The sequence below is a fragment of the Thauera sp. genome (genome assembly GCF_047601425.1).
Classification (GTDB): Bacteria; Pseudomonadota; Gammaproteobacteria; order Burkholderiales; family Rhodocyclaceae; genus Thauera.
Genome location: NZ_JASGJL010000002.1, coordinates 263656 through 290233, shown reverse-complemented (window position 1 = coordinate 290233; position 26578 = coordinate 263656). Strand labels below are relative to the sequence as shown.

The window sequence follows — 26578 nt, the reverse complement described above, 5'->3', positions numbered from 1 at the left end:
CGCACATGGATCTCTCTTCCTACCGTATTGCCGCCGAGCCCTACTACCACCCGACCGGCCACGAGATCGCGCTCTACGAGCATGCCTATGCCCACCGCCTGCCGCTGGTGCTGAAGGGCCCCACCGGCTGCGGCAAGACGCGCTTCGTCGAGTACATGGCCTGGCGCCTCGGCAGGCCGCTGATCACGCTGGCCTGCAACGAGGACATGACCGCCGCCGACCTCGTCGGCCGCTACCTGCTCGACGCCGACGGCACCCGCTGGCACGACGGCCCGCTCACCACCGCGGTGCGCCACGGCGCCATCTGCTACCTCGACGAAGTCGTCGAGGCGCGGCAGGACACCACCGTGGTCATCCATCCGCTCACCGACAGCCGCCGCATCCTGCCGCTCGACAAGAAAGGCGAGATCGTCACCGCCCATCCCGACTTCCAGCTCGTGGTGTCCTACAACCCCGGCTACCAGAGCCACAGCAAGAGCCTGAAGCAGTCCACCCGCCAGCGCTTCGCCGCGCTGGAATTCGACTATCCCGCCGCCGCGGCCGAAGCCGACATCGTCGCCCACGAGGCCGGCATCGAGCCGACGCTCGCCGCGCGCCTGGTGGACATCGCGATCAAGTCGCGCCGGCTGCGCGAGCGCGGACTGGAAGAAGGCATCTCCACCCGCATGCTGATCTATGCCGGCATCCTGATCCGCGACGGCCTGCCGCCGGTCGATAGCTGCCGCATGGCGATGACCGCGCCGATCACCGACGATCCGGACATGCAGGCCGCGCTGGACGCGATCCTGGAAGCGACCTTCTGACGGGGCGTGCCACCATGCCCCCGGCGCCGACCAGCGATGTCCTTGCCGCGCACCTGAGCCGGCTGAGCCACCTGCTCCATGCCTTCGGCGTCGAGGGTGGCCAAGTCCAGCTGCTCGAACGCCCGCCGCAGGACGGCCCACCGGCACGCCCGGTGCTGCACGGCACCACCCTGCTGCTGCCGGCCATCCCCAGCAACTGGCGCAGCGACGGCGGCCACTTCCAGCTCGCCGCCACGCTGCACGCCATCGGCCACCTGCTGCATTCGCCGCGCCGGCAGCCGACCGGCAAGCGCAAACCGATGGGACTGGCGCTCGCCGCGGCGATCGAGGACGTGCGCGTCGACCGTCTGTTGATGGAGCGCTATCCGGGCGTCGCACGGCTGATCCGCCACCTGATCCGCACCCAGGACGAACTGGCGCAAGTCGGTTTCGATGCCCGTATCGCGCGCCTGCAGCGCGTGCTGCTCGATCCGTTCGCCGCCGCCGCCGCCGCCGACAACGATGACGATGCCTGGGTATACAAGGGCCGCAGCCTGTTCGAGGAGCAGGCCGAGCGGCTGGACGACCCGGAAGCTTTCCGCCCGGTGATCGACGTACTCGCCAACGACCTCGGCCAGTTGCGCGTGCGCATGAACCTGCAGACCTATGCCCCGCCCTTTCCCTGGCACGACGACAACAGCCACCTGTGGGCCCACGCCGCCGACGCCGAGCAGGCGGACACGCCGCTGCGCCGCCCGCCACCTCCCACCGGAGAAAGCAGCGCTGCCACAGCACAGACATCGGCCCCGCCGCCTGAAACAGCGGCGCTGCCCGAAATCGCCCGCCACGACTATCCCGAGTGGCACTACCAAATGGCGCGAATGCGCGACAACTGGTGCACCGTGATCGAACGCGCCGTGCCGCCTCCAGCTCCGGACGAAAGCGGGATACAGATCAGCGATAGCCTGCGCCTGAAACGCGGCCTGCGTCTCGACCGCCGCGAACGCATCCGCCGCCAGTGGGAAGGCGAGGACATCGACCTCGACGCCGCTACCGAAGTTTTCGTCGACCGCCGCCTGGGCCTCGCCCCCGACCCGCGCCTGTTCTGCCGCACCGGCCGCAGCCCGCGCCATGCCAGCATCCTGCTGCTGCTCGACCTGTCGGCCTCGACCGCCGACTGCCTCGCCGACGGCCGCAGCGTGCTCGGACTCGAACACGAAGCCGCCGGCATGCTGATGACGGCGCTGCGGACAGGCGCCGACCGTCTGGAAGTCGCCGGTTTCGATTCCGATGGCCGGCAGGCGGTCAACTACCTGCGCCTGCTCGACTTCGGCCAGCCGATTCCGGCCGAGCCGGCAGCGGTCCTTGCCCATGCGCGCAGCGGCCTGTCGACGCGCATGGGCGCCGCGATCCGCCACGCCACAGCGCGCCTGGCCACGGAACGCAATGACTCCCGCGTGCTGATCCTGCTGTCGGACGGCGCGCCTTCCGACATCGACGTCTTCAATGAACGCCACCTCGTCGAAGACGCCACCTTCGCCGTCGGCGAAGCGAGGCGCAAGGGCATCCGCTGCTTCTGCCTGACGCTGGACCGCCAATCCGAAACCTATGTGCGCCGCATCTTCGGCCGCGACGGCTACCGCATCGTCAACGACGCCCGCAGGCTTGCCCGCGTGCTGCGCGAGACCTGCGCGCGGGTGGTGGACAGCAGCTGACGCCCCAAGGAGGTGCCGGAGAAGCTGACCGACAGCGGGCCTGGCAGGCCCCGGACAGCCGCCATGCACACAACTGATGCCGACGTGCTCGGCAGGCCCCTGCTTTGCGCACGACATTGGTGCGCCGCAGCGCTTTTTCAGCCCGATGCACCGTTCGAGAGCATGAAAGCTCGAACCGCAGAATCCTGCCGCACCGCCGCAGCCAAAGGCTTGCAGGCGAATGGCACAGGCTTTGCTAAAGGGTCATCGAGCCCGCCAATCAGGCGGCATTCAGCCCTTTGGAGGACATCGTCACCATGCGTCACCTCACCCTCAAGACTCTCACCGCCGCCCTTGCCGTCGCCGGCCTGTCCTTCTCCGCACAGGCTGCGGACACCATCAAGGTCGGCGTGCTGCATGCGCTCTCCGGCACGATGGCGATCTCCGAAACCGCGCTGAAGGACATGGCGCTGATGACCATCGAGGACATCAATACCAAGGGCGGCGTGCTGGGCAAGAAGCTGGAGCCGGTGATCATCGACACCGCTTCCAACTGGCCGCTGGCGGCGGAAAAGGCCAAGCAGCTCATCGGCCAGGACAAGGTGGCCGTCACCTTCGGCTGCTGGACTTCGGTGTGCCGCAAATCGGTGCTGCCGGTCTATGAAGAGAACAACGCGCTGCTGTTCTACCCCGTCCAGTACGAAGGCGAGGAACTGTCCAAGAACGTCTTCTACACCGGCGCCGCGCCCAACCAGCAGGCCATTCCCGCGGTGGAATACCTGATGAGCGAGGACGGCGGCGAGGCCAAGCGCTGGGTGCTGCTGGGCACCGACTACGTCTATCCGCGCACGGCCAACAAGATCCTGCGCGCCTTCCTGAAGGCCAAGGGCGTGGATGACAAGGACATCATGGAGACCTACACGCCCTTCGGCCACAGCGACTACCAGACCATCGTCGCCGACATCAAGCGCTTCGCCGCAGGCGGCAAGACGGCGGTGGTGTCCACCATCAACGGCGACTCCAACGTGCCCTTCTACAAGGAACTGGGCAACGCCGGCCTGAAGGCCACCGACGTGCCGGTGGTCGCCTTCAGCGTCGGCGAGGAAGAGCTGCGCGGCCTCGATCCCAAGCCGCTGGAAGGCCACCTGGCGGCGTGGAACTACTTCATGAGCGTCAAGAACCCGACCAACGACGCCTGGATCAAGCAGTGGAGCGACTACGCCAAGGCCAAGCGCCTGCCCGGCCAATCGACCAAGCCGCTGACCAACGACCCGATGGAAGCCACCTACGTCGGCATCCACATGTGGAAGCAGGCGGTCGAGAAGGCCGGCAGCGTCGATCCCGACAAGGTCATCGCCGCGATGGCCGGCCAGAGCTTCGAGGCGCCCAGCGGCTTCACGCTGACGATGGACGCGAAGAACCACCACCTGCACAAGCCGGTGCTGATCGGCGAGATCCGCGGCGACGGCCAGTTCAACGTGGTGTGGAAGACTGCCGCGCCGGTGAAGGCCCAGCCCTGGAGCCCGTACATCGAAGGCAACGACAAGAAGAAGGACGAGCCGGAAAAGCAGTAAGCCTCCTCTTCCGCCTCTCGCCCTGGCGGGTCGCCCGGGCACGGCGTGCGCCGTGCCCGCGGCCCCCTCGTGCCCCGACACCGGTGCGTGCCGCGCCACTCGCCGCAATCCGTTCGTGGCCTGGCTCAGACCGCTTGCCGCGCACCGCCAGGCGCAAGCCGCACAGTTTCTTTTGAGTGTTCCCCATGACTGGATATTTGCGAAAGCTGGCCCTGCTGGCCTGCCTTGCGCTGCCCGGCCTGTCGCATGCGCTGGCGCCCGACGCCGCCCTGGCGATGGCCAAGGGCGACAGCAACAGCCGCATCGCCGCCATGCAGGCGGCCATCGCCGACGACCCCGACGAGCGCACCGCGGCCTTCCTGCGCGCACTGGCCGCCAATGAAGTGGTGGTGACCGGCGACCGCGCCCTGATCGTGCGCAACGGCCAGGCGCAGGACCCCGTCAGCGGCGAAACCCTGGCGCTGCCCGCGGGCGCGGAAAGCGTGATGAACGACAACCGCATGCGCGGCGCGATCAGCGCCGCCCTGGCCGCGCTCGACCTGTTCGCCGCCGACGCCGGCCAGCGCCTGAAGGCCGCGCAAGCCATGCGCCAGGGCGCATCGGCCGAGCGCCTGCCGCTGGTCGAAAAGGCGCTTGCCCAGGAAACGGATTCACGCGTGAAGCAGGCACTGGAGCAGATCCGCGCCTCGGTGCAGCTGAATGCCGAGCTGCCCGCCGCACGGCTGGCCGCGATCGACACGCTGGCCGCCGACGCCAGCCCCGCCACCCGCCTGCTGCTCGACGAGCGTCTGGCCGCCGAAAGCGACGACCAGGTGCGCAGCGAGCTGCAGCGCACACTACGCAAGATCGACGACAGGCTGGCCTGGGGCGAGCGCCTGGGCGTCGCCTTCACCGGCATCAGCCTCGGCAGCATCCTGCTGCTGGTGGCGCTCGGCCTGGCGATCACCTACGGCCTGATGGGCGTCATCAACATGGCCCACGGCGAACTGATGATGATCGGCGCCTACGCCACCTACGTGGTGCAGGACCTGTTCCGGCAGTACCTCCCGGGCGTCTTCGACGCCTACCTGCTCGCCGCGATCCCGGTCGCCTTCCTCGCCTCGGCGCTGGTCGGTGCGATCCTCGAACGCAGCGTGATCCGCTTCCTGTACGGCCGCCCGCTGGAAACCCTGCTGGCGACCTGGGGCATCTCGCTGATCCTGATGCAACTGGTGCGCACCGTGTTCGGCGCGCAGAACGTCGCGGTGGAGAACCCGTCGTGGATGAGCGGCGGCTGGCAGGCGCTGCCGAACCTGACGCTGCCCTACAACCGGATCATCATCATCGGCTTCGCCTTTGCGGTGCTGGCGCTGGTGGCCTGGATCATCTCGCGCACCCGCCTGGGCCTGTTCGTGCGCGGCGTCACCCAGAACCGCCCGATCGCCTCGTGCATGGGGGTCAATACCGCGCGCGTCAACACCATGGCCTTCGCCCTTGGTAGCGGCATCGCCGGACTGGCAGGCTGCGCGCTGAGCCAGGTCGGCAACGTCGGCCCGGACCTGGGGCAGAGCTACATCGTCAACTCCTTCATGGTCGTGGTGCTGGGCGGCGTCGGCCAGTTGGCAGGCACGGTCTATGCGGCGCTGGGCCTGGGCATCCTGAACAAATTCCTCGAAGGCTGGACAGGTGCGGTGCTCGCCAAGATCGCCGTGCTGGTGTTCATCATCGCCTTCATCCAGAAGCGCCCGCAGGGCCTGTTCGCCATGAAAGGCCGCAGCGCGGAGGCATGACATGCAAGCTACCACTTCCTCGACTCCTGCCGTACCCACGGTACAACTCCCGGGCCGCAGGCCGCTGCTGACGCGCAAGGGCTGGGGCGCATTCTTCGCCGCGCTGCTGGCGGTGTGCGCGCTCGCCCCGCTGCTCAACCTGTGGGTGCCGCCGGACAGCGCCTTCCACCTGTCGGACTACGCGGTGGCGCTGCTCGGCAAGATCATGTGCTACGCCATCTGCGCGCTGGCGATGGACCTGATCTGGGGCTACACCGGCATCCTGAGCCTGGGCCACGGCCTGTTCTTCGCCCTCGGCGGCTACGTCATGGGCATGTACCTGATGCGCCAGATCGGCACCGAAGGCAACTACGGCAGCGAGCTGCCCGACTTCATGGTCTTCCTCGACTGGAAGGAGCTGCCCTGGCACTGGATGCTGTCCGACAGCTTCGTCGCCACGCTGATCCTGATCGTCGCCGTGCCCGGGCTGCTGGCCTTCGTATTCGGCTGGTTCGCCTTCCGCTCGCGCATCAAGGGCGTGTATTTCGCCATCATCACCCAGGCGCTGACCTACGCCGCGATGCTGCTGTTCTTCCGCAACGAAACCGGCTTCGGCGGCAACAACGGCTTCACCGACTTCAAGCGCATCCTCGGCCAGCCGCTCGCGACGCAGGAAATGCGCATGCTGCTGTTCGTGCTGACCGGCTGCACCCTGCTCGGCTTCTTCCTGCTGGCACGCTGGCTGGTGCGCAGCAAGTTCGGCCGCGTGCTGCAGGCGATCCGCGACGCCGAAAGCCGGGTGATGTTCTCGGGCTACTCGCCGCTGCCCTACAAGCTGACGATCTGGGTCATCAGCGCGATGATGTGCGGCGTCGCCGGCGCGCTCTACGTGCCGCAGGTCGGCATCATCAACCCCGGCGAGATGAGCCCCGCCGCCTCGATCGAGATCGCGGTGTGGGCCGCGGTGGGCGGGCGCGGCACGCTGATCGGCCCGATCGCCGGCGCCTTCCTGGTCAACGGCGCCAAGAGCTGGCTGACCGTGGTGGCGCCGGAATTCTGGCTCTACTTCCTCGGCGCGCTGTTCATCGCCGTCACGCTGTTCCTGCCACAAGGCATCGCCGGCCTGGCGCGCAAGCTGCGCCGCAGCGGCGGCGAAGCCCGGCCCCTTGCAGGCGCACAGGCGGAAGGCCGCAGCCCCGCTGCCAAAGAGGAGACGCGCGCATGACGCCCGAACTGATGAAGGCGGGTACGGCCCGCTTCGAACGCCACCTCGAACGCGAGGCCCAGCGCCGCGCCGCGCTCACCGAATCGGGCGGCCGCAGCGCCGGCTATGCCCGCCACGCGCTGGCCGGCGAAGTGGACGTCACCCACGGCCGCATCCTGTACCTGGAGGACGTGCATGTCAGCTTCGACGGCTTCAAGGCCATCAACGGCCTGAACCTGGACATCGCCCCCGGCGAGCTGCGCTGCATCATCGGCCCCAACGGCGCCGGCAAGACCACGATGATGGACATCATCACCGGCAAGACCCGGCCCGACAAAGGCACGGTGTTCTTCGGTTCGACCATCGACCTGCTGCGCCACAACGAGCCGCAGATCGCGCAGTTGGGCATCGGCCGCAAGTTCCAGAAGCCGACGGTGTTCGAGCAGTTGAGCGTGTTCGAGAACCTCGAGCTCGCGCTGAAGACGCACAAGGGCGTCAAGCACTCGATGTTCTTCCAGCTCGACAGCGCCCAGCGCGACCGCCTCGCCGAAGTGCTGCACACCATCCACCTCGCCGGCAGCGTCGGCCGCATGGCGGGCGAGCTGAGCCACGGCCAGAAGCAGTGGCTGGAAATCGGCATGCTGCTGATGCAGGACCCCAAGCTGCTGCTGCTCGACGAACCCGTCGCCGGCATGACCGACGAGGAAACCGCCCGCACCGCCGAGCTCTTCCTGCGCCTGAAGGGCAAGCACTCGCTGATGGTGGTGGAGCACGACATGCACTTCATCCGCGCCATCTCGGAAAAAGTCACCGTGCTGTGCGACGGCTCGGTGCTCGCCGAAGGCACGCTCGACCAGGTCCAGGCCGACGAGCGCGTGATCGAGGTCTATCTGGGGCGCTGAAGCCCCGGCATGCCCTCTCCCGATGGATAAGCGATAAAGACCGAACCATGCTCAAAGTCCACAACCTGCACCAGTACTACGGCGGCTCGCACATCCTGCGCGGGGTCGGCCTCACCGCCGAGCCGGGCCAGATCACCGTGCTGCTGGGCCGCAACGGCGTCGGCAAGACCACCCTGCTCAAGAGCCTGATGGGCCTGGTGCCGATCAAGGACGGCAGCATCGAATGGAACGGCCAGTCCCTGCTCGGCCGCGCACCCTACGAACGCACCCGCGCCGGCATCGGCTTCGTGCCGCAGGGCCGCGAGATCTTCGGCCGCCTGACGGTGGAAGACAACCTGCGCATGGGCCTGGCCTACAAGAGCGCCAGCACGCCGATCCCGCCCGACCTGTACGAACTCTTCCCGGTGCTGAAGCAGATGCTGCACCGCCGTGGCGGCGACCTGTCGGGCGGCCAGCAGCAGCAACTGGCGATCGCCCGCGCGCTGGCGCCGGGGCCCAAGCTGCTGATCCTCGACGAACCGACCGAAGGCATCCAGCCCAGCATCATCAAGGACATCGGCCGCGTGATCCGCATGCTCGCCAAGGAGCGCGGCATGGCGGTGCTGCTGTGCGAGCAGTACTACGACTTCGCCGAGGAACTGGCCGACGCCTACCTGGTGATGGAACGCGGCGAAGTCATCGCCCACGGGCCGGGCAGCGAGATGCGGGAGAAGAACATCCAGAGCCTGGTGGCAATCTGAGGAAGCGCGGGCCTGAAGAATCAGCCTGCATTCCCAATTCCTGCCAGGCCGCCCGAGAAGAGCTAGCACGATATGCATGAGTTGAACTGTGCAGCAACTGTGCATAAAATGTTCACGTCGTCTGATCTTCCACAGGAGCCTGGTCATGGCAGCCATCCTCTCGGACGTGCTCGAATCGGCCCGCGAACCCGGCACGTCACGGTTTTCTGCATCGAGCATCGCCGGCATTCTCGGCCTGCAGCAACAGGATCTGGCCGAACTGGCTGGCGTTCACCGCAATACGCTGCGCACCCATCCCGAGTCCCCGCGGCTGCAATCGGTGCTGCGTGATTTGATGCGGGTGCTGTCGGCCGCCACGGTGCTGCAGCCGGACCCGCAGCGGGCGATCTTCCTGATCAAGAACGAACCCATCCCTGCCTTCCGCCACAAGACTCTGTTGCAGTTGGTGCAGGAAGGGCGAACGGAGGATGCGATCGATTACCTGGAATCGGTCAGTTCTGGATTCGTTGGATGATTCTTCAAGACCCGCTGACCGGAACCACGTTGTTTCGGGCGCAGGTGCCGCCTTGTCTTACCAGTAAGACGAAGATAGGATGACCAACAGCCTTCCCCCTCGGAGTACGCCATGACTACGGTCATCCTTTCATCCAAGGGCCAACTGGTGCTGCCCGCCGAGGTGCGGCAGCACTTTGGCCTCACCCCCGGCAGCCGGCTCGAACTGGTCGAGGAACCGGACGGCATCCGGCTGATCGTTCCCCATCCCGCGCCCCAGGCAGATGTGGAGTCCGGCTACGGCATGCTCAAGCCTAGATCCAAGGGCAAGCCGCGGCGTCTGGCGGATTTCGATGCCGCCAGTCTGCTTGCCAAAGCCAAGCCATGAAAGCCGTCGACACCAATGTGCTGGCACGCTTCTTCGTGGATGATCCGGACGACCCGGAAGCCGCGCGCCAGCGCCCTGCGGCGCTGGAGGCCATGCGGGGCCGTGTGTTCGTCTCCGTGACGGTGATGCTGGAACTGGAATGGGTGCTGCGCGGCTTCTACGAACTGCCGCGTGCTTCCATCCACCGCGCCCTGAGCGCGCTGTGCACGTATGGCAACGTCGTCGTCGAAGACCGTGCCCGCGTGCTGGCTGCCTTGCAGGCGTTCGAGCAGGGACTGGACTTTGCCGACGCGCTGCATCTGAGCCGCGCCGCATCCTGCACGGCGCTGCTGACGTTCGACAAGCGCTTCATCAAGCGGGCGTCCAGCCTGCCGGATGCCATTCCATGCGAGCAGCCTCGCTCGTCCTGATGATGCTCCCGTGTGAGGAAACGCGATGTTCTGGCAGGCTCTGACCACGATGCGCGATCTGGGGCGCTTGCACGAAATCGCCTCGATCCTGGTCCGCTACGGATTCGGCGACATCGTGCGGCGGATGGGGCTGGCCAACGCCCTGGAGCGCGCGGGGACGGCGCTGCACTGGAGTGAAGCGGCCGACTTCGCCCACATGACGCCGCCCGAACGGGTGCGGCGGGCACTGGAAGACATGGGGCCGGCCTTCGTCAAGCTCGGCCAGGTACTCGCCACCCGGGTCGATCTGCTCGAACCCGAGTGGATCGCCGAATTCGGGAAACTGCAGGACAGCGCGCCGCCCGCGCCCTGGGCTGCCGTGCATCAGCAACTCGGCGAAGACCTCGGTGCGCCACCCGAGGAAGTCTTCGCCGCGTTCGAACCCGAGCCGCTGGCAGCCGGCTCAATTGCACAGGTACATCGGGCGCGCCTCGACGACGGCAGCGAAGTCGTGGTCAAGGTGCGGCGGCCGGGCATTCGCCCGGTTCTGGAAGCCGATTTGCGCTGGCTTGCACGCCTGGCCGAACTTGCCGAGGCCGAGAGCCCCGAATGGCGTGTACTGCATCCACGCGAGATGGTGCGTCAGTTCGCCCAGTCGCTGCGCAACGAACTCGACTTCGCCGGCGAGTGCCGCAATGCCGATCGCATCGCAAGAAACTTCGCGGACTATGCCGACCAGGACTCGGCCGCTGCCGTTTCCGGCAGCGGGGAGCCGGATCCCGCCTGTGGCCCGGCCATCATCGTCATTCCCCGCGTCTATTGGCAATGGACCGGCGAGCGGGTCTGCGTACAGGAATTCATCGGCGGTATTTCCGGGCGCAGGCTGCAAGCCGTAGAGCAGGCCGGCCTGGACCGCAAAATTCTCGCTCGGCGCGGCGCCAATGCGGTACTGAAAATGATCGTCGAGGATGGGCTGTTCCACGCCGACCCTCACCCGGGCAACGTGTTCTACCTGCCGGGCAATCGCATCGCCTTCATCGACTTCGGCATGGTCGGCAGGCTGTCGGAGGAGCGCCGCGACGAATTGATCCGGCTGATGCTGGGGCTGGTGAAGAACGATGCCCGCAGCGTCGTCAACGTCATGCTCGAATGGGCGAACGACGGTGCGGCAAATGAACAGGAGCTGCTGCTGGAAATCCAGTCCTTCGTCGATCGCTACCACGGCGTGCCACTGAAGCAGCTGCGCCTAAGCGAGTTGCTGAGCGACCTCGTGGCGATTCCGCGCCGGCATCATCTCGTGCTGCCCAACGATCTGGCCTTGCTGGTCAAGGCCTTCGTCACCCTCGAAGGCCTGGGCCGCGAACTCGACCCCGGCTTCGACATGGCTAGCCAGGCCCTGCCCCTGCTGGAACGTGCCATGCAGGCACGCTACTCCCCGGCCGCGCTGCTCAAGCGGGGAAAACAGTCAGCAACCGGGGTGCTCTCACTGCTGGCGAGCCTGCCCCAGGATCTCTCCCGCCTGCTGCGCCTTGCCCGTCGCGGCCGGCTGGAAATACACATCGACGTCCCCCACCTGAAACGGCTCGGCGATCAACTCGATCGCGCCGCCAACCGACTCGTACTCGGAATCGTCGTCGCCGCACTCATCGTCGGCTCGTCCATCGTCATGACCGTGCCGGGCGGGCCGACGCTCATGGGCTTGCCGGTCTTCGGCCTCGTCGGCTTCCTTGGTGCGATGATCGGCGGCATCTGGCTTCTGTTCTCGATTCTGCGCAGCGGGAAAGGACCATGAGTACCGACGAGAAGAAACCGGGCTGCGCCCGACTCAAGGCAAGCTCACCCAGCTAAGCCTCGAACAAGTCGGCATGCGTACCCGAACGCACGAAGAGGACCATGTTCCCCTCCAGCCGGTAGATCAGCAGAAAATCGCCGCCGATGTGGCATTCGCGGTGATCTGCCCAATCGCCCTTCAAGGGATGGTCGAACCATTCCGGACCCAGGGGAGCATCGTTGCCGATGAGCAGCAGCATTGCTTCCTTCAGGCGCTTGAGGTCGTTACGGCCCGAACGGGACAGGCGGTCCCAGTCCTTCAGGAAAGCCTTCGTGTAATCGCACAGCCTGGGCGGCGATGCCCGCTTACTGCTGGCGGTCTTTTTCGAGCTCATCGACCAGGGCATCGACAGAGGAGAAACGGGCAGTACGCGCTGCCATCATCGCGCGAGCCTCTTTCATCGCCTCACGCGTCTCTGCGTTCGGAACCTTGAGTTCCAGCGGAAAAGCCTGGTCATTGACCACCCGCTTGAGCAGGATGCGTACCGCATCCGACACCGACAGCCCCATGGCTGCCAGCGCCTCGCTGGCCTGGGTCTTGATTTCGTCGTCCACCCGGACGTGCAGCATCGTGGAACGTGCCATGATCCAACCCTCCATGCGCCGGAATTTTGTATCTCCGTTGAGACACAGTCAAGCAGGCGCCCACTACTCCGGCAGCCGCCGGACGAGCGAATCCATGTAGCGCTCGAACAGCAGGTCCGGATTCTGCCTGAACAGCCGGATCCGCCCGGTGTTGTTCAGCACCAGCACACCGACGATGTGGGCGAACGCCGCGGTGGTCTCGGCCACCGCCTCGTCGGCATCCAGGCCCAGCACCATCAACTGCTGCTCGACCGGCCGCAGCGCGGCCATCAACCGTTCGTTCAACTGCTGGTTCAGTGCCGGCGTCAGGCCCCGCGGCTTGACGCCGTCGAACAGGTAGAAGCCCAGGTCCAGCTCCTTCGGGTTGTCGCGGTAGAACACGTAGAAGGCGGTGGCCTTGGCCCGCAGCAGCTCGACCGGCCCGGCGGCGTCCGCCCCTGCCGCGTCAACGACGCCGTTCAAGCGCTGCAATGACTCGCCGAGCAGCGCGCCGTAGATCTCTTCCAGGTTGGCGAAGTAGCTGTAGATCGCGCCCGGCGTGTAGCCCGCCCGCTTGGCGATCTCCCGCAGGCTCGCGCCATCCAGCCCCAGCTCGAAGAAGGCCGAGCGCGCCGCATCCAGGATCAGTTCGCGGCGCGCCTGGTTGAGGGTGTTCTCCCTGAGTGCCTTCGATTCCGCCCGCGACTCTGTTGTCGATTCGGCTTGGGCTGCGCGGGCGCGCGCTCGGGGCGGATTCTGGCGAGTAGTCGTTGACTTGGGCATGAGCCGGATTCTACACTGCACGACATATTGAACACTGTTCAATATAATCAACGCCACTCAGAAAGGAGCCACCATGTCTGCCACCAACACCAGCGGCCTGATGGACGGCCAGCAGTATCGGGAGTCCCTGCGCGGCTACAAGCCCATCGTTTACGTTTGACGGGCAAAGGATCGAATCGGTCGTCGATGCTCCTTCGCTGCAGCCCGGCATCAACGCCCTCGCCGTCACCTACGACTTCGCCCACGACCCCGCGCTGGCACCGCTGATGCTTGCGAAGCAGACGGCCTCGGGCAAGACGGTCAACCGCATGCTGCACATCGACGAGTCGGCCGGCGACCTGCTCAACAAGCTCGAAGCCATCCGCGTGCTGTGCCAGGAGACCGGCTGCGCCCAGCGCTACCTGGCGCACGACGCGCTCAACGGCATCGGCCAGGCGATGGCCAAGCTCGATGACGCCAGGGGTTCGACCGAATACCGCGCCAGGTTCGCCGCCTGGCTGCAGAAGGTGCAGGACGAAGACCTGACACTGGGCATCGCGATGACGGACGCCAAGGGTGACCGCAGCAAGCGCCCCAACCAGCAGCTGAACCAGGACGTCTATGTCCACGTCGTCGAACGCAATGCCAAAGGCATCGTTATTTCCGGCACCAAGGCCATCGTCACCGGCGCGCCCTACGTGCATGAACTCCTCGTCATGCCTTCGCGCAACATGCGCGAAGACGACAAGGACTTCGCCCTCTGCTGTGCGGTGCCGATCGATGCGCCGGGCATCACCATCGTCGCCCGCCCGGCCGGACGCCCCGGCGAGAAGCCCGAGCACGGCGCGCCGCTGTTCTCGCGCAAGTACGGCCAATCGACCGGCGTGGTGATCTTCGACAAGGTCTTCGTGCCCTGGGAGCGCGTGTTCCTGGCCGGCGAATGGGAATTCTCCGGCGACGTCACCTACAACTACGCCACCCACCACCGCCACAGCTGCATCGGCGCGCGGGCGGGTTTCGGCGACCTGCTGATCGGCGCCGGCGCCCTGATGTGCGAGGCCAACGGCCTCGACCCGGACAGGAAGGCCAACCTGCGCGACCCGATGGTCGAGCTGATCAAGATCACCGAAGGCTTCTACGCCTGCGGCGTGGCCGCGAGCGTCTATTCGGTGCGGGACCCGTATTCGAAGAGCTTCATGCCCGAGCCGGTGTATTCGAACATCGGCAAGCTGCTGCTCTCCACCCAGATCTACGACATGCACCGGCTCGCCCACGAAGTCTCCGGCGGCCTGATCGTCGCCCTGCCGGGGCCGGACGAGGACCACAACCCGGCCACTGCGGCGACGCTGGCCGAAGTGCTGCGCGCCAACCCGGCCGTCCCCTACGACAAGCGGATCGAAGTGTCCCGCTTCATCGAAGACCTGACCGCCTCCTACCAGGGCGGCTGGTACTCGCTGATCAGCCTGCACGGCGGCGGCTCGCCGACCGCGCTGAAGCAGGAAATCTGGCGCAACTACCCGGTCGGCAACAAGGTCGAGTTGGTCGAGCGCCTGCTCGAACGCGGCGTGCTGGCCGAGGACGGCCGTTCGATCAGCAAGAACAAGCAGCCCGGGCGCTGCTGCGACGCCGGCTGCAGCCAGCCCGGCCAGCCGGTGATGGTGCCGCTGCCGAAGGTCGGCAAAGACGCCTGAAAACCGGCACCAGCGTCAGCCGGCGCCGGGAGGCAGCCGTCAGTCCGTGGCGGCTGCCTCCGATGCGTCCGTCTGCTTCGCTTCGGCCAGGATCCAGTCGATCAAGGCCTGGGCGCCCTTCGACGGCTCGGCATCCCGCTGGAGCAGGTAGAAAGCCTTGCTCGACTGCGGGCCGGACCGGCGCGTCGGTAGCGCAATCAGACGTCCATCGTCGAGCATCGGGCGGATGAACTGGCTGCGGCCGAGGGCAATGCCCTGGCCCGCGACCGCGGCATGGATCATCTGATCGAACAGATTGAAACGGATCACCCCTTTCGGCCTGATGCCCGCCCAGCCCTGCGCCTCGAGCCAGGCATCCCAGTTCCAGCAGGGCGAGGCATCGCCCTCGAATTCGAGCAATACCGAGCGGGCGACGATCCCCGGGTCGTCCAGGCTGCGGATGCCCAGGCTCGGATGCGCCACCGGAAAGATCGTTTCACCGAAAAGCCGTTGCGCGCCGGTGGGCATCTGCTCCGGCAGGCCGTAGCGGATCGCGATGTCCAGCCCTTCCCGGCGCAAGTCCATGACGCTGTTGCTGGCCGACAGGCGGACCTCGACTTTCGGATTGTGTTGCTGGAACTGCGGCAGCCGAGGCAGCAGCCACAGTCCCACGAAGGAAATACTGGCAGTCAGTGTGACCGGCCGCTGCGCAAGCAGGCTGGCCTGCAGCGCCCCGACCGTGTCCTGCAACTGCTGCATCGCGCTGTCGGCGCTGACGAACAGGCGCTCGCCTTCGGCCGTGAAATGGATCGCGCGGTGCGTGCGCTCGAACAGCTTCATTCCCAGTGCCGCTTCCAGCGCATGGATCTGGCGGCTGACGGCCGACTGAGTCAGGAACAAATCCTGTGCGGCCAGCGTGATGCTCATGCGCCGCCCCACGGCGACGAAGCTGCGCAGAAGATCCGGCGAAGGGAGCCTGGCAAGTGAAATTGACATTCCGTCACCGCATGCGAACTGCTGAAAAACTCATTTGTACCAGCTTCGCACATGAATTCAAATGAGGCTCCAGATATAAAAGGAGACTCAGGCATGCCACACGCCATCGACCCCGATTTCGCCATCCGCGTCCGCGAAAGCTTCGAACGCCAGAACGTCATGCACCTCATCCGGGCCACCCTGCCGGTCGTCGAGCCGGGGCGTGCCGAAATCCACCTGCCGCATTGGGAAGGCGTCGAACAGCAGCACGGTTTCGTCCATGGAGGCGTCGTCGGCACCATCGCCGATTCGGCCGCCGGCTACGCAGCGATGAGCATCGTGCCGGACAACGCCTCCGTACTGACCGTCGAATACAAGATGAACCTGATGGCGCCCGCCGATGGCGAGAAGCTCATCGCCCGCGGCGAGGTGATCCGCCCCGGCCGGACCCTGATCGTGACCAAGGCCGAAGTGTTCGCGGTCAAGGACGGCAAGGAAACCCTGTGCGCGCTGATGCAGCAGACGATCATGGTCATGCACGGCAAGACGGAAAAGTGAGCGAGAACGACGATGATCCATCTCCATAGCTGGCCCGCTCCCAATGGGCACAAGGTACAGATCCTGGTCGAGGAACTGGGCATTCCCTACACCCTCGTCCCGATCGACATCACCAAAGGCGAGCAGCACACGCCTGCTTACCGGGCGATCAACCCGAACACCAGGATTCCGGCGATCATCGACGACGAGCCGCTGGACGGTGGCGAACCGCTCACCATCTTCGAGAGCGGTGCGGTCATGCTCTATCTCGCCGAGAAGACCCGGCGCTTCATTCCCGCCGAACCGCGTCGGCGCATCGAGATGCTGCAATGGCTGTTCTGGCAGGTCGGCGGTCTCGGACCGATGATGGGGCAGGCACAGCATTTCTTCCGCTATGCACCCAGCCCCGTTCCCTACGCCATCGAGCGCTACCAGAAGGAGACGCGGCGGCTGCTGACGGTGCTCGACCAGCGGCTCGCCGGCAGGGACTACCTCTGCGACGACTATTCGATAACCGACATGGCCTGCTTTCCGTGGGTCCGCATCCACAAATACACCGGCGTCGCCCTCGACGATTTCGCGAACGTGCAGGCCTGGTACGGCCGCATACGCAGCCGACCCGCGGTGGGCAGGGGCCTCGACCTGTTGCGGAACCGCTGGGTGGACGTCACGACCTCCGACGAAGCCAAGCGCAACCTGTTCAAGGCGGGAGACGGCGCATGAGTGCGCAGGAAACCCCGGTGGTCGATGCTTTCATCGATCTGCGCAGCCCGTACTCCTATCTCTCCTTGGGGCCGGCGCGCCAACTGGCCGAACGCACCGGCACGCGTTTCGACTGGTGGCCGTACATCACGGATTTCCGTTCCGCTTATGGCGGAGAAGTCGAAGCACGCAGCAGCCGCGATGTCGCCAAGGTGAAATACCTGTACATGGACTGCCGCCGTCTGGCAAAAAAGCAGGGCCTGACGATCCGCGCCACGACCAAGCTGTGGGAGCCGACGCTGGGCTGCCAGGCCATGCTGTTCGCCAAGTCGCACCACCGGCTGTGGGCCTTCCTCGATCCGATGCTCGCTGCGTTCTGGCGCCGCGAATTCGATCTCGAATCCCATGCGGAGATCGAGGCCGCGCTGCAGTCGGCCGGGCTGGACGCGCAGGCATGGCAGGCCTACCTTGCCACCGATGCCAGGGCGGATCTCGCTGCGGCGCATGCGAAGGCGGGAGCGCTCGGCGTGTTCGGCGCTCCGACCTTCGTTTACCAAGGCGAGCTTTTCTGGGGAAGCGACCGTATCGACCTGCTTGCCGAAACCCTGACCGGGGCGGCGTGACTTTTCCCGACTACATACCGCGCGACCGGACATGCTTGGTCCACCTTCCCGCCGCATATACGATGCCCGACACCCTGTGACCGAGGAAACAAATCGTGAGCACGACCGAACCCGCAGCCAAAGCCATCTTCCATTTCGACGTCATCTCGCCCTGGGCCTGCCTGATGGACCAGGCCCTGCGCCGCGAGCCGCTGCCGGTCGCACTCGAACGGCGCCCCGTGCTGTTCGCCGGGCTGCTGAACGCCTTCGGCCACAAGGGGCCGGCCGAGATCGAGCGCAAGCGGCGCTTCACCTACGAACTGTGCACCTGGACCGCCCAGGAACGGGGCTTCCCTTTCGTGATGCCGGCCGTGCATCCGTTCAACCCCCTGCGCTACCTGCGCCTCATCGTCGCGCTGGGCGCCACGCCCGCTGTGGTGTCGGCGGTGTTCGACGCGCTCTACACCACCGGCTGCGACCCCGAGAGCGCCGAAGCCTGGCAGGACGTGCTCGGTCGCCTGAGCGTCGACGCAGGCACGCTGGATCTGGATGCACCCAAGGTCAAGAACCAGCTCAAGGACAACACGGCCCAGGCCGCCAGCGATGGCGTCTTCGGCGTGCCGACGATCGTGGTCGGCGAACGCCTGTTCTGGGGGTTGGACGCCTTGCCGATGCTGCACGCCCATTTGCGGAATGATCCCCGGCTGACATCGCCGGCCATGCAGGCCGCAGCCAAGGTCCGTTTCGGCGCCCGCCGCGCCTGAGCACAGCGGCACACTCGGTGTGCCGCATGGGCTAAAAGCAATGCTCCGGCCCGGGAAAGCTGCCCTCCCGGACCGCCCGGACATAGGCCCGGACCGCCCCCTCGATGTTCGACTGTCCTTCCATGAAGTTACACACGAAACGCGCCTTGCGCCCCGGAAAGACACCCAGCATGTCGTGCATCACGAGTACCTGGCCCGAGCAGTCCGGCCCGGCGCCGATGCCGATGGTCGGGATGGAGAGCAGTTCCGTGACTTCATGACCCAGCCCGGCGGGAATCGCCTCCAGCAGCATCATGGACGCTCCTGCATCCTGCAAAGCCAGCGCGTCCGCCTTGATCCGCTCCGCGTCATCCTGCGTCCTGCCTTGCACCCGGAAGCCCCCGAGTCGATGCACGTATTGGGGCGTCAGGCCGATGTGCGCAAACACCGGCACGCCACGCTCGCACAGGAAACGCACGGTATCGGCCAGCCACGCGCCACCTTCGAGCTTGACCATCTGCGCACCGGCCTGCATCAGCTTCACCGCATTGTCGTAAGCCGCCTGTGGCGTCGCATAGGTTCCAAACGGCAGGTCGGCGACGAGGAAGGCACGTTCGTTTCCATGTGCCACACAAGCGGTGTGGTAGGCCATGTGCTCGAGCGTGACGGGCAAGGTCGTCGATTGCCCCTGGACCACGTTCCCGAGCGAATCGCCGACCAACAGCACATCGACGCTGCATCGGTCCATCAACGCGGCAAAGCTCGAATCGTAGGCGGTGAGCACGGAGATCTTCTTGCCAGCGCTCCGCAGATCGAATAGCGACTGCAGCGTGACGGCCTTGGTCCGCCGTGTGGAATCGTTTGCTTGCAGGTATCCCGTCATGGCGGTTCCTCCATTGACAGCCGGTCATCATGAACACGGCGAGCACAGACACCACGCCAGCATATCCACCTGGCGCCGGGATTTTTTCCTTCAATTTCATCCGATCAGCATTTGGCTGGAAGATTTTCCACAATGGATCGAATCGACAAGAAAATTCTTGCAGCGCTGCAACGCGACGGCCGCCTGTCGGTGACCGACCTGGCCGAGCGCGTCGGCCTCAGCCTGTCGCCGTGCCATCGCCGGGTCCGCGCGCTGGAGGAAGCGGGCGTGATCCAGGGATATCGCGCCCAGCTCGCTCCGGGCGCCCTGGGGCTGAACTTCTCGGCCATGGTCTTCGTGACACTCGGGGAAGGAAACCGCCAGGCGGTCGCCGCCTTCGAAACCGCAGTGCTCGACATCCCGCAGATCGTCGAGGCCCAGCGCCTGTTCGGCGAACCCGACTACCTGCTGCACGTCGTGGCGCACGACCTGCCGGCCTTCCAACGGCTCTACGACGAGCACCTCAGCGCCCTGCCCAACGTCCAGCGGCTCACGTCGACGCTGGTGATGAAGCGGGTGATCCAGGACCGGGGGCTGCCGCTGTGATGCGTAGAGCAGTGGGTTGTAATGACGCTGAGCTTACGGCGTTACCGGCGAGTGTTCGGCAGGAGCGCTGTGACTAGCCCGAGCAGGGGCAGGAACGACACGCACTGAAACACCCATACAACGCCATGGATGTCGGCCAGCTTACCCAGACCGGCGGCACCGATGCCGCTGATACCGAACATCAGGCCAAACATGATGCCAGCCACCATCCCCACACGGCCAGGCACAGCCTCCTGGGCATAGACCACCAGTGCAGCAAAGGCTGATGACATGACAAGGCCGATCACGATGGCCAATACCGCGGTCCAGAAGAGATCGGCATAGGGCAAGATCAGCGCGAACGGCGCTACGCCGAGAAATGACACCCAGATGACAGCCTTCCGGCCTATGCGGTCACCAACCGGGCCACCTATGAAGGTGCCTGCTGCGACGGCTGCCAGGAAGATGAACAGGAATACCTGGCTTTCCTGCACTGCAAGCTGAAACCGCTCCATCAGGTAAAAGGTGAAGTAGTTGGTGAACGCCGCGATGTAGACGAACTTGGCGAACATCAGAATCGAGATGACCACGATGGCACGGATCACCGCGGCACGTCCCAACCCATCACCTTGTTTTCCCGCGAGTCCTTTCAGTTGTGCATGACCGTGCTGCACGTTCCACTTCGTGATGCGCCAAAGCACCCAGATGGCACCCGCTGCCGCGATCATGAACCAGGCCACAGCCGGTTGTCCGTACGGAATGACGATGGCGGCAGTCAGCAGCGGCCCAATGGCTGAGCCGGTATTGCCGCCAACTTGGAAGGTGGACTGCGCAGTGCCGAACCGGCCGCCCGACGCGAGGCGCGCGACCCGGGAGGCTTCGGGGTGAAAGCTTGCCGAACCTACGCCAATGACTGTTGCAGCCAGTAGCAGCAGGGGGTAGCTGTTCGCGCTGGCGAGCAGTGCAATGCCGATCAATGTGACGCTCATGCCCGAGGGCAGGAGGTATGGCATGGGATGCTTGTCGGTGTACAAACCTACCCATGGTTGGAGCAGTGATGCCGTGACCTGATACACCAGTGCGATCATGCCGATCTGCCCGAAGGTCAGGGAGTAGTCCGCCTTGAGCAGTGGGAAGATGGCCGGCAACATGGCCTGTATCAAATCGTTGAGTAGATGAGCGAAAGCAGCGGCACCAACGATGCGGACGACGAAGCCTTGTGGTTTGGGCGTTGCCGAGGTTTGTATCTCGTGGGGTCCAAGACTGGCGGTTTTGATCGACATGGAGTGTGGCAGGGAACGTTGGTGGCAGGCACGTGGTTTGTGATTGCTTCGGAGGCCAGAGACTAAGGCGGCGGCGACAGTCCGTCTCACGGCAATCTGCCAAAACCTGTAGAGTTTCGGACATGGAGGAATACGGCCCCAAAAAGCATCTCGATTTCCACAACCATCCGCGCCCGCTGGTGGTGATGGAGAACCGCTGGGTCGCCGGTACTTCAACGGGTTGGCATTCACATCCCAGGGGTCAGTTGCTCTACGCAACCGAGGGGGTGATGGTCATCCACTCGGATGTGGGGTCATGGGTGGTGCCACCAAACCGCGCTTTGTGGATGGTCACGGGGCTTCGCCACTGCGTCACCATGTCCGGCGATGTGCTGATGCGAACAGCCTATGTGGATGAAGCAGCCATCAAACGCTTACCCAAGGCAAGCTGCGTCATCAACGTGTCTCCGTTGTTACGCGAGCTGCTGGTGGAAGCCGTGCGCATTCCCGCCACAGGCAAACTGACACCACGGGATAAGCGCCTCATTGCGCTGCTGACGGACGAGCTGCGCGTCTCCAGTACGGTCCCGCTTCATCTTCCCATTCCAAGCGATGACAGGCTGCGCTCCATCTGCGATGCCCTGATTGCAAGGCCCGACGACCAGACCAGTGCCGCAGGTTGGGCAGAAATCATCGCCGTGGGCGAACGAACGCTGCAACGCATGTTTGCCAAGGGCGCAGGCATGACCTTCTCGCAATGGCGGGAACAGGCAAGATTGCTGGCTGCGCTGACCGCCATTGCGCAAGGCAAAAAGATCATCGATGTGGCTTTCGATTGCGGTTATTCAAGCCACAGTGCGTTTACTGCGATGTTCCGCCGCCACTTCGGCGTACCGCCATCCGCCTTCTATCAATAGGTTCGGTTTTGCGATGCCGTGCTTCAGACGTGCCTGGCCGCGGCGTGCAACTGGAGCCTCCTGGTCTGCGTTACCCTTCGAGGCGCAACCAGTCATAGCAACCTGAAAAGTTGACTCTTGAACCTCCGATAATGTCTGTCAAAGCCCCTTTCCGCTGGCTGCCATATGCCGTTCGAAGTTGGTCCCATTGTGGCAGTCGATGACAAGAGGCTGAGGGGCAACCTGCTCCAACCTTACCTCCATGATCAAAGGTCTTGCAGCTTCAATCACCGCGTCCGTGCTGTTCGGCGTGCTCTATTACCTCGCGCCGCTGCTGGCGCCGCTGGACGGCGAGCAGATCTTCGGCTGGCGCATGTTGTGCACGATGCCGTTCACGACCATGCTGCTTTTCTCCAGGGGGCAATGGCCGCTCGTGCGGCAACTGGTACTGCGCGCATGGCGGCAGCCGCTGCTGGCCCTGGGAATCGTGGCCAGTTCGGCCTTGCTGGGCATACAGATCTGGCTGTTCCTGTGGGCGCCGTTGCATGGGCGGGCGCTGCCGGTGTCACTGGGCTATTTCCTGCTGCCGCTGGTGATGGTACTGGCCGGGCGCGTGCTGTACCGCGAGCGTCTTTCATCCCTGCAATGGCTGGCGACGGCGCTGGCGGCCGCAGGCGTGGTGCACGAAGTGGTGCGTACGGGCGGCATGCCGTGGGAAACCTGGCTCGTCGCGCTGGGCTACACCGCATATTTCATACTTCGCCGGCGCATGGGCACCGGCCACCTGGGCGGGCACTGGCTGGACATGCTGCTGCTCGTGCCGGCTGCGTCGTGGTTCGTGCTGCGCGCGCCTTCGTCGCTGCCCTTGATGGCGGAGAATGCGCACCTGTGGGCGCTGGTTCCCGCGGTCGGCGTGATCAGCGCGGTGGCGCTGGCGCTCTACATGGCGGCCAACCGTCTGCTGCCGATGGGACTGTTCGGGCTGCTCGGCTACGTGGAGCCGGTTCTGCTGGCCATCGTGGCGCTGCTGCTGGGCGAGAGCATCGGCGCCACGCAGTGGCCGACCTATGGCCCCATCTTCGCGGCCGTGGCGGTACTGATGATCGACGGAACGCTGCGGCTGCGCCAACGCAGCCAGCGACCAGCCCCGGCCTGACACCAGAACAGCATGTCGTCGGACATGACCTGCCGACGGCTCACGTTGACGCTGGTGATGAAGCGGCTCATCCAGGATAGGGGACTACCGTTGTGATTCAGGGCATCATCGCCCATCTCGACCGGCCTCCAAAGGCCGGCGCATCAACGGCAAGCCTGCTTGCCCCCACCAAAGGAGACATCAATGAACGCCCCGATTCCCTCGACCGCTGCGCTCAAGCCGGCCCCCGACCGCTACGCCACCCACGTCGTCAGGAACCAGGCCGCGATGCCGACCGGCTTCAACGCCTTCGACGGCGACGTGGTGCTGAAGGCCGCGATCGAGCGCGAGGCGCCGTGGGCCGCGTCGCGCTGCTCGGCCATCGGCAAGCTGGCGGGCGACGACGCGGTGCAGGAACTCGCCCGCCAGGCCAATCGCAACGACCCGGAACTGAAGACCCATGACCGCTTCGGCAACCGCATCGACTGGGTCGAACTGCATCCCGCCTGGCACGCGCTGATGTCGCTGGCCTGGAAGCACGAAGTGCCGACGCTGTCGTGGACCAGCAAGGAAAAGCAGCCGCATTTCGCCCGCGCCGTGCTTTCTTATCTGTGGAACCAGGTCGAGCAAGGCACGGGCTGCCCGACCGGGATGGTCTATGCGTCCTACGCCGGCTTCCGCCACGAGCCGGCACTGAAGATCTGGGCCGAAAAAAGCCTCGGCACGGTCTACGAGAACAGCCGCCGCGAAGTGGCCGACAAGCCCTCGGTGGTGATCGGCTACGCGATGACCGAGAAACAGGGCGGCTCCGACCTGCGCGAAACGCAGACCACCGCGGTGTTCTCGCACAGCGCCGACTACCACGGCGCCACCGCCCACTGGTACGAACTGACCGGCCACAAGTGGTTCTGCTCGGTGCCGCAGTCCGACGGCTTCTTCACCCTGGCCAAGGTCGATGGCGGCGTCACCTGCTTCTTCCTGCCGCGCACGCTGCCCGACGGCAGCCATAACCGCTTCTTCATCCAGCGGCTCAAGGACAAGGCCGGCAACCGCTCCAATGCCAGCAGCGAAGTGGAATACAGCGGCACCCTGGCGATCCGCGTCGGCGAGGAAGGCGCCGGCCTGAGGGAAATCCTCTCCCACTCCCACCTGACCCGGCTGGACTTCGCCGTCGGCTCCGCCGGCCTGATGCGCCAGATGCTGACGCTGGCGCTGAACCACGCCACCACCCGCGACGGTTTCGGCTCCAGCCTGGCCCGGCGCCCGATGATGGCCAACGTGCTGGCCGACATGGCGGTGGAAGTCGAGGCCGCGACGCTGATGGCCCTGCGCATCGCCAGGGCGACCGACCATATCGACACCGACCCGCAGGAAAAGGCCTTCGCCCGCGTGACGACGCCGATGGCCAAGTACTTCAACTGCTCCCGCGTCGTCGCGGTCGCCAACGAGGCCCTGCAATGCCACGGCGGCAACGGCTTCGTCGAGGACGGCCCGATGGCCCGCCTGTACCGCGAAGCGCCGCTCAACAGCGTGTGGGAAGGCACGGCGAACATGATGTGCATGGACGTCCGCCGCGCGATGCTGAAGGACGCCAGCTGCCGCGATGCCCTGTTCGCCGAACTGGCCGACGTGCGCGGCCAGGACGCGCGCTTCGATGCCTACGTGAATGCCATGGGACCGCTGCTGGACGCCGTGCTGCAGGACGAATTCCTCGCCCGCCCGGCAGCCGAAGCGATCGCCCGCTCGCTGCAGGGCGCCGAACTGCTGCGCCACTCGACGCCGGAAGTGGTCGACGTCTTCATGAAGACCCGGCTGGGCGGCGGTGCGAACAACTGGGGCGTGATGTTCGGCTCGCTCGGGCCCGGCGTGACCCAGGCGCAGGCGGACATCATCGTCGAGCGGGCGCGGGTCAAACGCTGAGCACGCCGGTCGCCTGCGCGGGCGACCAAAACATCCTCAGCCCTCGACGGCACCGACCACCACGATCTCGATCCGGTAGGCCGGATTGGCCAGCTGCGCCTGCACCGTCGCACGCGGCGGGGTGTGGCCGGGCACGATCCACTCGTCCCAGACGGTGTTCATCGCGCCGATCTCGCCAATGTCGGCGAGGAAAATCTGGCATTGCAGGATGCTGCGCTTGCTGGAGCCGGCTTCGTCCAGCAGGCGCTCGACGTGGCCCAGCACTTCGCGGGTCTGGGTGGCGATGTCGGCGCCGGGGCTGTTCTCGGGAATCTGCCCGGCCAGATAGACCACGCCGTTGAACACGGCGCTTTCGGACAGGCGCGGGCCGACGTGGCGGCGTTGCAGGGCGGGTGCGGACATGGCGGTCTTCCTTTTCAGGGGGAAATGGCGGACAAGCTTACATGTTGCGGGATACCCCTGTGGCGATGCCAGGGAACGGCCGCGACACCGCCAGCGCCGCGAGCATCGGGCAGAGACACAGCACGCAAAGCCCGGCAGTCCAGGCGATCCGCCTGTCCGTCATGCTCCGGCTGTCAGGGTTCACAACCAACGCGGAGACCGCTTGCAGAAGCTGGCGTACGCCTCCGGGAAGCGAGCAGACAGATACCGCTCCTCCGGCTGGATCTGGAATCGGGTGATGTAAAGCATGAAGGCCGGGACGGCCACGAAAGCCGCGGCATTGCCGAGGTATAGCGCCCATCCCAGCAGGATTACGGAGTCGCCGAGGTACATCGGGTTGCGGGTATGGCGATAAATACCGGATGTCACCAGGCTCGTGGCCGCATCAGGCCGGAGCGGGTTGAAGGTCGTGCTCGCGCGCAGAAAAGCGAGCCCAGGAAGGAGGTTCAAGGCCAAGCCGGCAAGAATCAACGCAATCGCAAGATAGGCGCGCAGCGCAAAGTCAAAGGAGAACCCTGGCAGCAAAGGTGCCACGCCATAAACGGCAGCACCGAGCAGCGCCATGACAATCGGCGGAGGTATTTTTGTCTCAAGCCACTGCATTATTGTTTGGATGAATCCTGACGAATGAATCAAGTCATACGCACCGCAGCGACGACCTCAATGAACCACTATGGCTTATACAGGAAACTGCTTATCGCCCCACAATACATTGCGGTCCGACACTCAATGAGCTGGGCGACAACAAACCCGGCGCTGCATGCCAGCAGACCGATCCAAAACACTGTGCCAGGGGAAGTTTGACGCCGCTTCACGAGAACAGCGGCCATGACGGCTGCGATGCCAAGACCTCGCAAAGAAAACAGATGGCCGAGCCCAAGCAGACCTTGGGGATATGGCAAAGAGATTTTCCATATCCAATAGAGGAGAAAGGACAAGGCCAGCGCCGCAACTGCTCCGGTTGTAAACAAAGGCGGCGCCCTGACGATTTGTACCAGTCCGACAAGGCATAGCCAACTAAGCAGATAGTACCAAGCACCCAAATAAAGCGGCTCGCCGAAAATGAGGACCACGGCCAGCAAAACGAGTCCTATTCCAAGCGCAATGACGACGTCCATCTTCCGCGACAATGTACGCATGATCTTTCGCCTCGAACTCTGTCTCAGTAGCGAGTCAGCA

The 26578-nt window shown here is 65.2% G+C and carries 29 protein-coding genes; 20 read left to right on the top strand and 9 right to left on the bottom strand.

The window, feature by feature from the left end; genetic code table 11:
* Positions 1-5: 5 nt before the first annotated feature.
* The 11 genes from QM748_RS17845 to QM748_RS17795 all read left to right on the top strand — a co-directional run bounded on the left by QM748_RS17845 (position 6) and on the right by QM748_RS17795 (position 11705).
* The gene (locus tag QM748_RS17845; protein WP_415248333.1) at positions 6-803 is read left to right on the top strand and encodes a CbbQ/NirQ/NorQ/GpvN family protein; all 798 of its coding nucleotides are present in this window, start codon (positions 6-8) and stop codon (positions 801-803) included.
* Positions 804-817: 14 nt separating this feature from the next.
* Complete coding sequence (locus QM748_RS17840; protein WP_415248332.1) at positions 818-2497, top strand: nitric oxide reductase activation protein NorD; 1680 nt, start codon at positions 818-820, stop codon at positions 2495-2497.
* A gap of 296 nt (positions 2498-2793) precedes the next feature.
* The gene (gene urtA, locus QM748_RS17835; protein ID WP_415248331.1) at positions 2794-4050 is read left to right on the top strand and encodes an urea ABC transporter substrate-binding protein; all 1257 of its coding nucleotides are present in this window, start codon (positions 2794-2796) and stop codon (positions 4048-4050) included.
* Positions 4051-4235: 185 nt separating this feature from the next.
* The gene (urtB, locus tag QM748_RS17830) at positions 4236-5819 is read left to right on the top strand and encodes an urea ABC transporter permease subunit UrtB (protein ID WP_415248330.1); all 1584 of its coding nucleotides are present in this window, start codon (positions 4236-4238) and stop codon (positions 5817-5819) included.
* 1 nt (position 5820) lies between these two features.
* Positions 5821-7023 (top strand): urea ABC transporter permease subunit UrtC, encoded by a 1203-nt coding sequence (gene urtC, locus QM748_RS17825; protein WP_415248329.1) that lies wholly within the window; start codon positions 5821-5823, stop codon positions 7021-7023.
* Positions 7020-7904 carry an urea ABC transporter ATP-binding protein UrtD gene (gene urtD, locus QM748_RS17820; RefSeq protein ID WP_263460537.1) on the top strand — a complete coding sequence of 295 codons (885 nt, stop codon included), beginning with the start codon at positions 7020-7022 and terminating at the stop codon, positions 7902-7904. Before urtC ends, urtD begins: the two co-directional genes overlap by 4 nt.
* A gap of 47 nt (positions 7905-7951) precedes the next feature.
* Complete coding sequence (gene urtE, locus QM748_RS17815) at positions 7952-8644, top strand: urea ABC transporter ATP-binding subunit UrtE (RefSeq protein ID WP_341646299.1); 693 nt, start codon at positions 7952-7954, stop codon at positions 8642-8644.
* Positions 8645-8789: 145 nt separating this feature from the next.
* The gene (locus QM748_RS17810) at positions 8790-9158 is read left to right on the top strand and encodes a DNA-binding protein (protein ID WP_263460535.1); all 369 of its coding nucleotides are present in this window, start codon (positions 8790-8792) and stop codon (positions 9156-9158) included.
* Between the two features lie 111 nt (positions 9159-9269).
* Positions 9270-9524: an AbrB/MazE/SpoVT family DNA-binding domain-containing protein gene (locus QM748_RS17805; RefSeq protein ID WP_415248328.1), complete on the top strand. Its 255-nt coding sequence runs from the start codon at positions 9270-9272 to the stop codon at positions 9522-9524.
* Entirely contained in the window at positions 9521-9934 is a 414-nt protein-coding gene (locus QM748_RS17800) for a type II toxin-antitoxin system VapC family toxin (protein ID WP_263460527.1), read from the top strand. The genes QM748_RS17805 and QM748_RS17800 overlap by 4 nt, the downstream gene beginning before the upstream one ends.
* Before the next feature lie 25 nt (positions 9935-9959).
* On the top strand, positions 9960-11705 hold the full coding sequence (locus QM748_RS17795; RefSeq protein WP_415248327.1) for an ABC1 kinase family protein: 1746 nt from the start codon (positions 9960-9962) through the stop codon (positions 11703-11705).
* Between the two features lie 52 nt (positions 11706-11757).
* Here the strand turns inward: QM748_RS17795 and QM748_RS17790 are convergent, their stop codons facing one another.
* The 3 genes from QM748_RS17790 to QM748_RS17780 all read right to left on the bottom strand — a co-directional run bounded on the left by QM748_RS17790 (position 11758) and on the right by QM748_RS17780 (position 13090).
* Positions 11758-12078: a type II toxin-antitoxin system YafQ family toxin gene (locus tag QM748_RS17790; RefSeq protein ID WP_415248326.1), complete on the bottom strand. Its 321-nt coding sequence runs from the start codon at positions 12076-12078 to the stop codon at positions 11758-11760.
* Positions 12050-12328: a type II toxin-antitoxin system RelB/DinJ family antitoxin gene (locus QM748_RS17785; protein ID WP_415248325.1), complete on the bottom strand. Its 279-nt coding sequence runs from the start codon at positions 12326-12328 to the stop codon at positions 12050-12052. The genes QM748_RS17790 and QM748_RS17785 overlap by 29 nt, the downstream gene beginning before the upstream one ends.
* Before the next feature lie 63 nt (positions 12329-12391).
* Complete coding sequence (locus tag QM748_RS17780) at positions 12392-13090, bottom strand: TetR/AcrR family transcriptional regulator (RefSeq protein ID WP_415248324.1); 699 nt, start codon at positions 13088-13090, stop codon at positions 12392-12394.
* 116 nt (positions 13091-13206) lie between these two features.
* Here QM748_RS17780 and QM748_RS17775 point away from each other — a divergent pair, with 116 nt between their 5' ends.
* On the top strand, positions 13207-14760 hold the full coding sequence (locus tag QM748_RS17775; protein WP_415248689.1) for a 4-hydroxyphenylacetate 3-hydroxylase family protein: 1554 nt from the start codon (positions 13207-13209) through the stop codon (positions 14758-14760).
* Between the two features lie 39 nt (positions 14761-14799).
* On the opposite strand, the gene QM748_RS17770 is transcribed toward QM748_RS17775, so the two are convergent.
* The gene (locus tag QM748_RS17770) at positions 14800-15735 is read right to left on the bottom strand and encodes a LysR substrate-binding domain-containing protein (RefSeq protein ID WP_415248323.1); all 936 of its coding nucleotides are present in this window, start codon (positions 15733-15735) and stop codon (positions 14800-14802) included.
* A 93-nt stretch (positions 15736-15828) separates the two neighbouring features.
* Here QM748_RS17770 and QM748_RS17765 point away from each other — a divergent pair, with 93 nt between their 5' ends.
* From QM748_RS17765 to QM748_RS17750, 4 genes are all read left to right on the top strand, one after another.
* On the top strand, positions 15829-16272 hold the full coding sequence (locus QM748_RS17765) for a PaaI family thioesterase (protein WP_415248322.1): 444 nt from the start codon (positions 15829-15831) through the stop codon (positions 16270-16272).
* A 12-nt stretch (positions 16273-16284) separates the two neighbouring features.
* Positions 16285-16974 (top strand): glutathione S-transferase N-terminal domain-containing protein, encoded by a 690-nt coding sequence (locus QM748_RS17760; protein WP_415248321.1) that lies wholly within the window; start codon positions 16285-16287, stop codon positions 16972-16974.
* The gene (locus QM748_RS17755) at positions 16971-17576 is read left to right on the top strand and encodes a DsbA family protein (protein WP_415248320.1); all 606 of its coding nucleotides are present in this window, start codon (positions 16971-16973) and stop codon (positions 17574-17576) included. Before QM748_RS17760 ends, QM748_RS17755 begins: the two co-directional genes overlap by 4 nt.
* A 95-nt stretch (positions 17577-17671) precedes the next feature.
* Entirely contained in the window at positions 17672-18319 is a 648-nt protein-coding gene (locus QM748_RS17750) for a 2-hydroxychromene-2-carboxylate isomerase (RefSeq protein ID WP_415248319.1), read from the top strand.
* Between the two features lie 31 nt (positions 18320-18350).
* On the opposite strand, the gene panB is transcribed toward QM748_RS17750, so the two are convergent.
* Positions 18351-19181 carry a 3-methyl-2-oxobutanoate hydroxymethyltransferase gene (gene panB / locus QM748_RS17745; RefSeq protein WP_415248318.1) on the bottom strand — a complete coding sequence of 277 codons (831 nt, stop codon included), beginning with the start codon at positions 19179-19181 and terminating at the stop codon, positions 18351-18353.
* A gap of 132 nt (positions 19182-19313) precedes the next feature.
* Here panB and QM748_RS17740 point away from each other — a divergent pair, with 132 nt between their 5' ends.
* On the top strand, positions 19314-19766 hold the full coding sequence (locus QM748_RS17740; protein WP_415248317.1) for an Lrp/AsnC family transcriptional regulator: 453 nt from the start codon (positions 19314-19316) through the stop codon (positions 19764-19766).
* A gap of 41 nt (positions 19767-19807) precedes the next feature.
* On the opposite strand, the gene QM748_RS17735 is transcribed toward QM748_RS17740, so the two are convergent.
* Positions 19808-21028, bottom strand: coding sequence for an MFS transporter (locus QM748_RS17735; RefSeq protein WP_415248316.1), 1221 nt, complete (start codon positions 21026-21028; stop codon positions 19808-19810).
* Positions 21029-21150: 122 nt separating this feature from the next.
* Here QM748_RS17735 and QM748_RS17730 point away from each other — a divergent pair, with 122 nt between their 5' ends.
* From QM748_RS17730 to QM748_RS17720, 3 genes are all read left to right on the top strand, one after another.
* The gene (locus tag QM748_RS17730) at positions 21151-21924 is read left to right on the top strand and encodes an AraC family transcriptional regulator (RefSeq protein WP_415248315.1); all 774 of its coding nucleotides are present in this window, start codon (positions 21151-21153) and stop codon (positions 21922-21924) included.
* A gap of 241 nt (positions 21925-22165) precedes the next feature.
* Positions 22166-23059, top strand: a complete 894-nt coding sequence (rarD, locus tag QM748_RS17725) for an EamA family transporter RarD (protein WP_415248314.1) — start codon at positions 22166-22168, stop codon at positions 23057-23059.
* A gap of 183 nt (positions 23060-23242) precedes the next feature.
* Positions 23243-24958 carry an acyl-CoA dehydrogenase family protein gene (locus QM748_RS17720; RefSeq protein WP_415248313.1) on the top strand — a complete coding sequence of 572 codons (1716 nt, stop codon included), beginning with the start codon at positions 23243-23245 and terminating at the stop codon, positions 24956-24958.
* Between the two features lie 36 nt (positions 24959-24994).
* Here the strand turns inward: QM748_RS17720 and QM748_RS17715 are convergent, their stop codons facing one another.
* From QM748_RS17715 to QM748_RS17705, 3 genes are all read right to left on the bottom strand, one after another.
* Entirely contained in the window at positions 24995-25360 is a 366-nt protein-coding gene (locus QM748_RS17715) for a RidA family protein (RefSeq protein ID WP_415248312.1), read from the bottom strand.
* Positions 25361-25540: 180 nt separating this feature from the next.
* Positions 25541-25963 carry a methyltransferase family protein gene (locus QM748_RS17710; protein WP_415248311.1) on the bottom strand — a complete coding sequence of 141 codons (423 nt, stop codon included), beginning with the start codon at positions 25961-25963 and terminating at the stop codon, positions 25541-25543.
* Between the two features lie 107 nt (positions 25964-26070).
* Positions 26071-26538: a hypothetical protein gene (locus tag QM748_RS17705; protein WP_415248310.1), complete on the bottom strand. Its 468-nt coding sequence runs from the start codon at positions 26536-26538 to the stop codon at positions 26071-26073.
* Between the last annotated feature and the right edge of the window lie 40 nt (positions 26539-26578).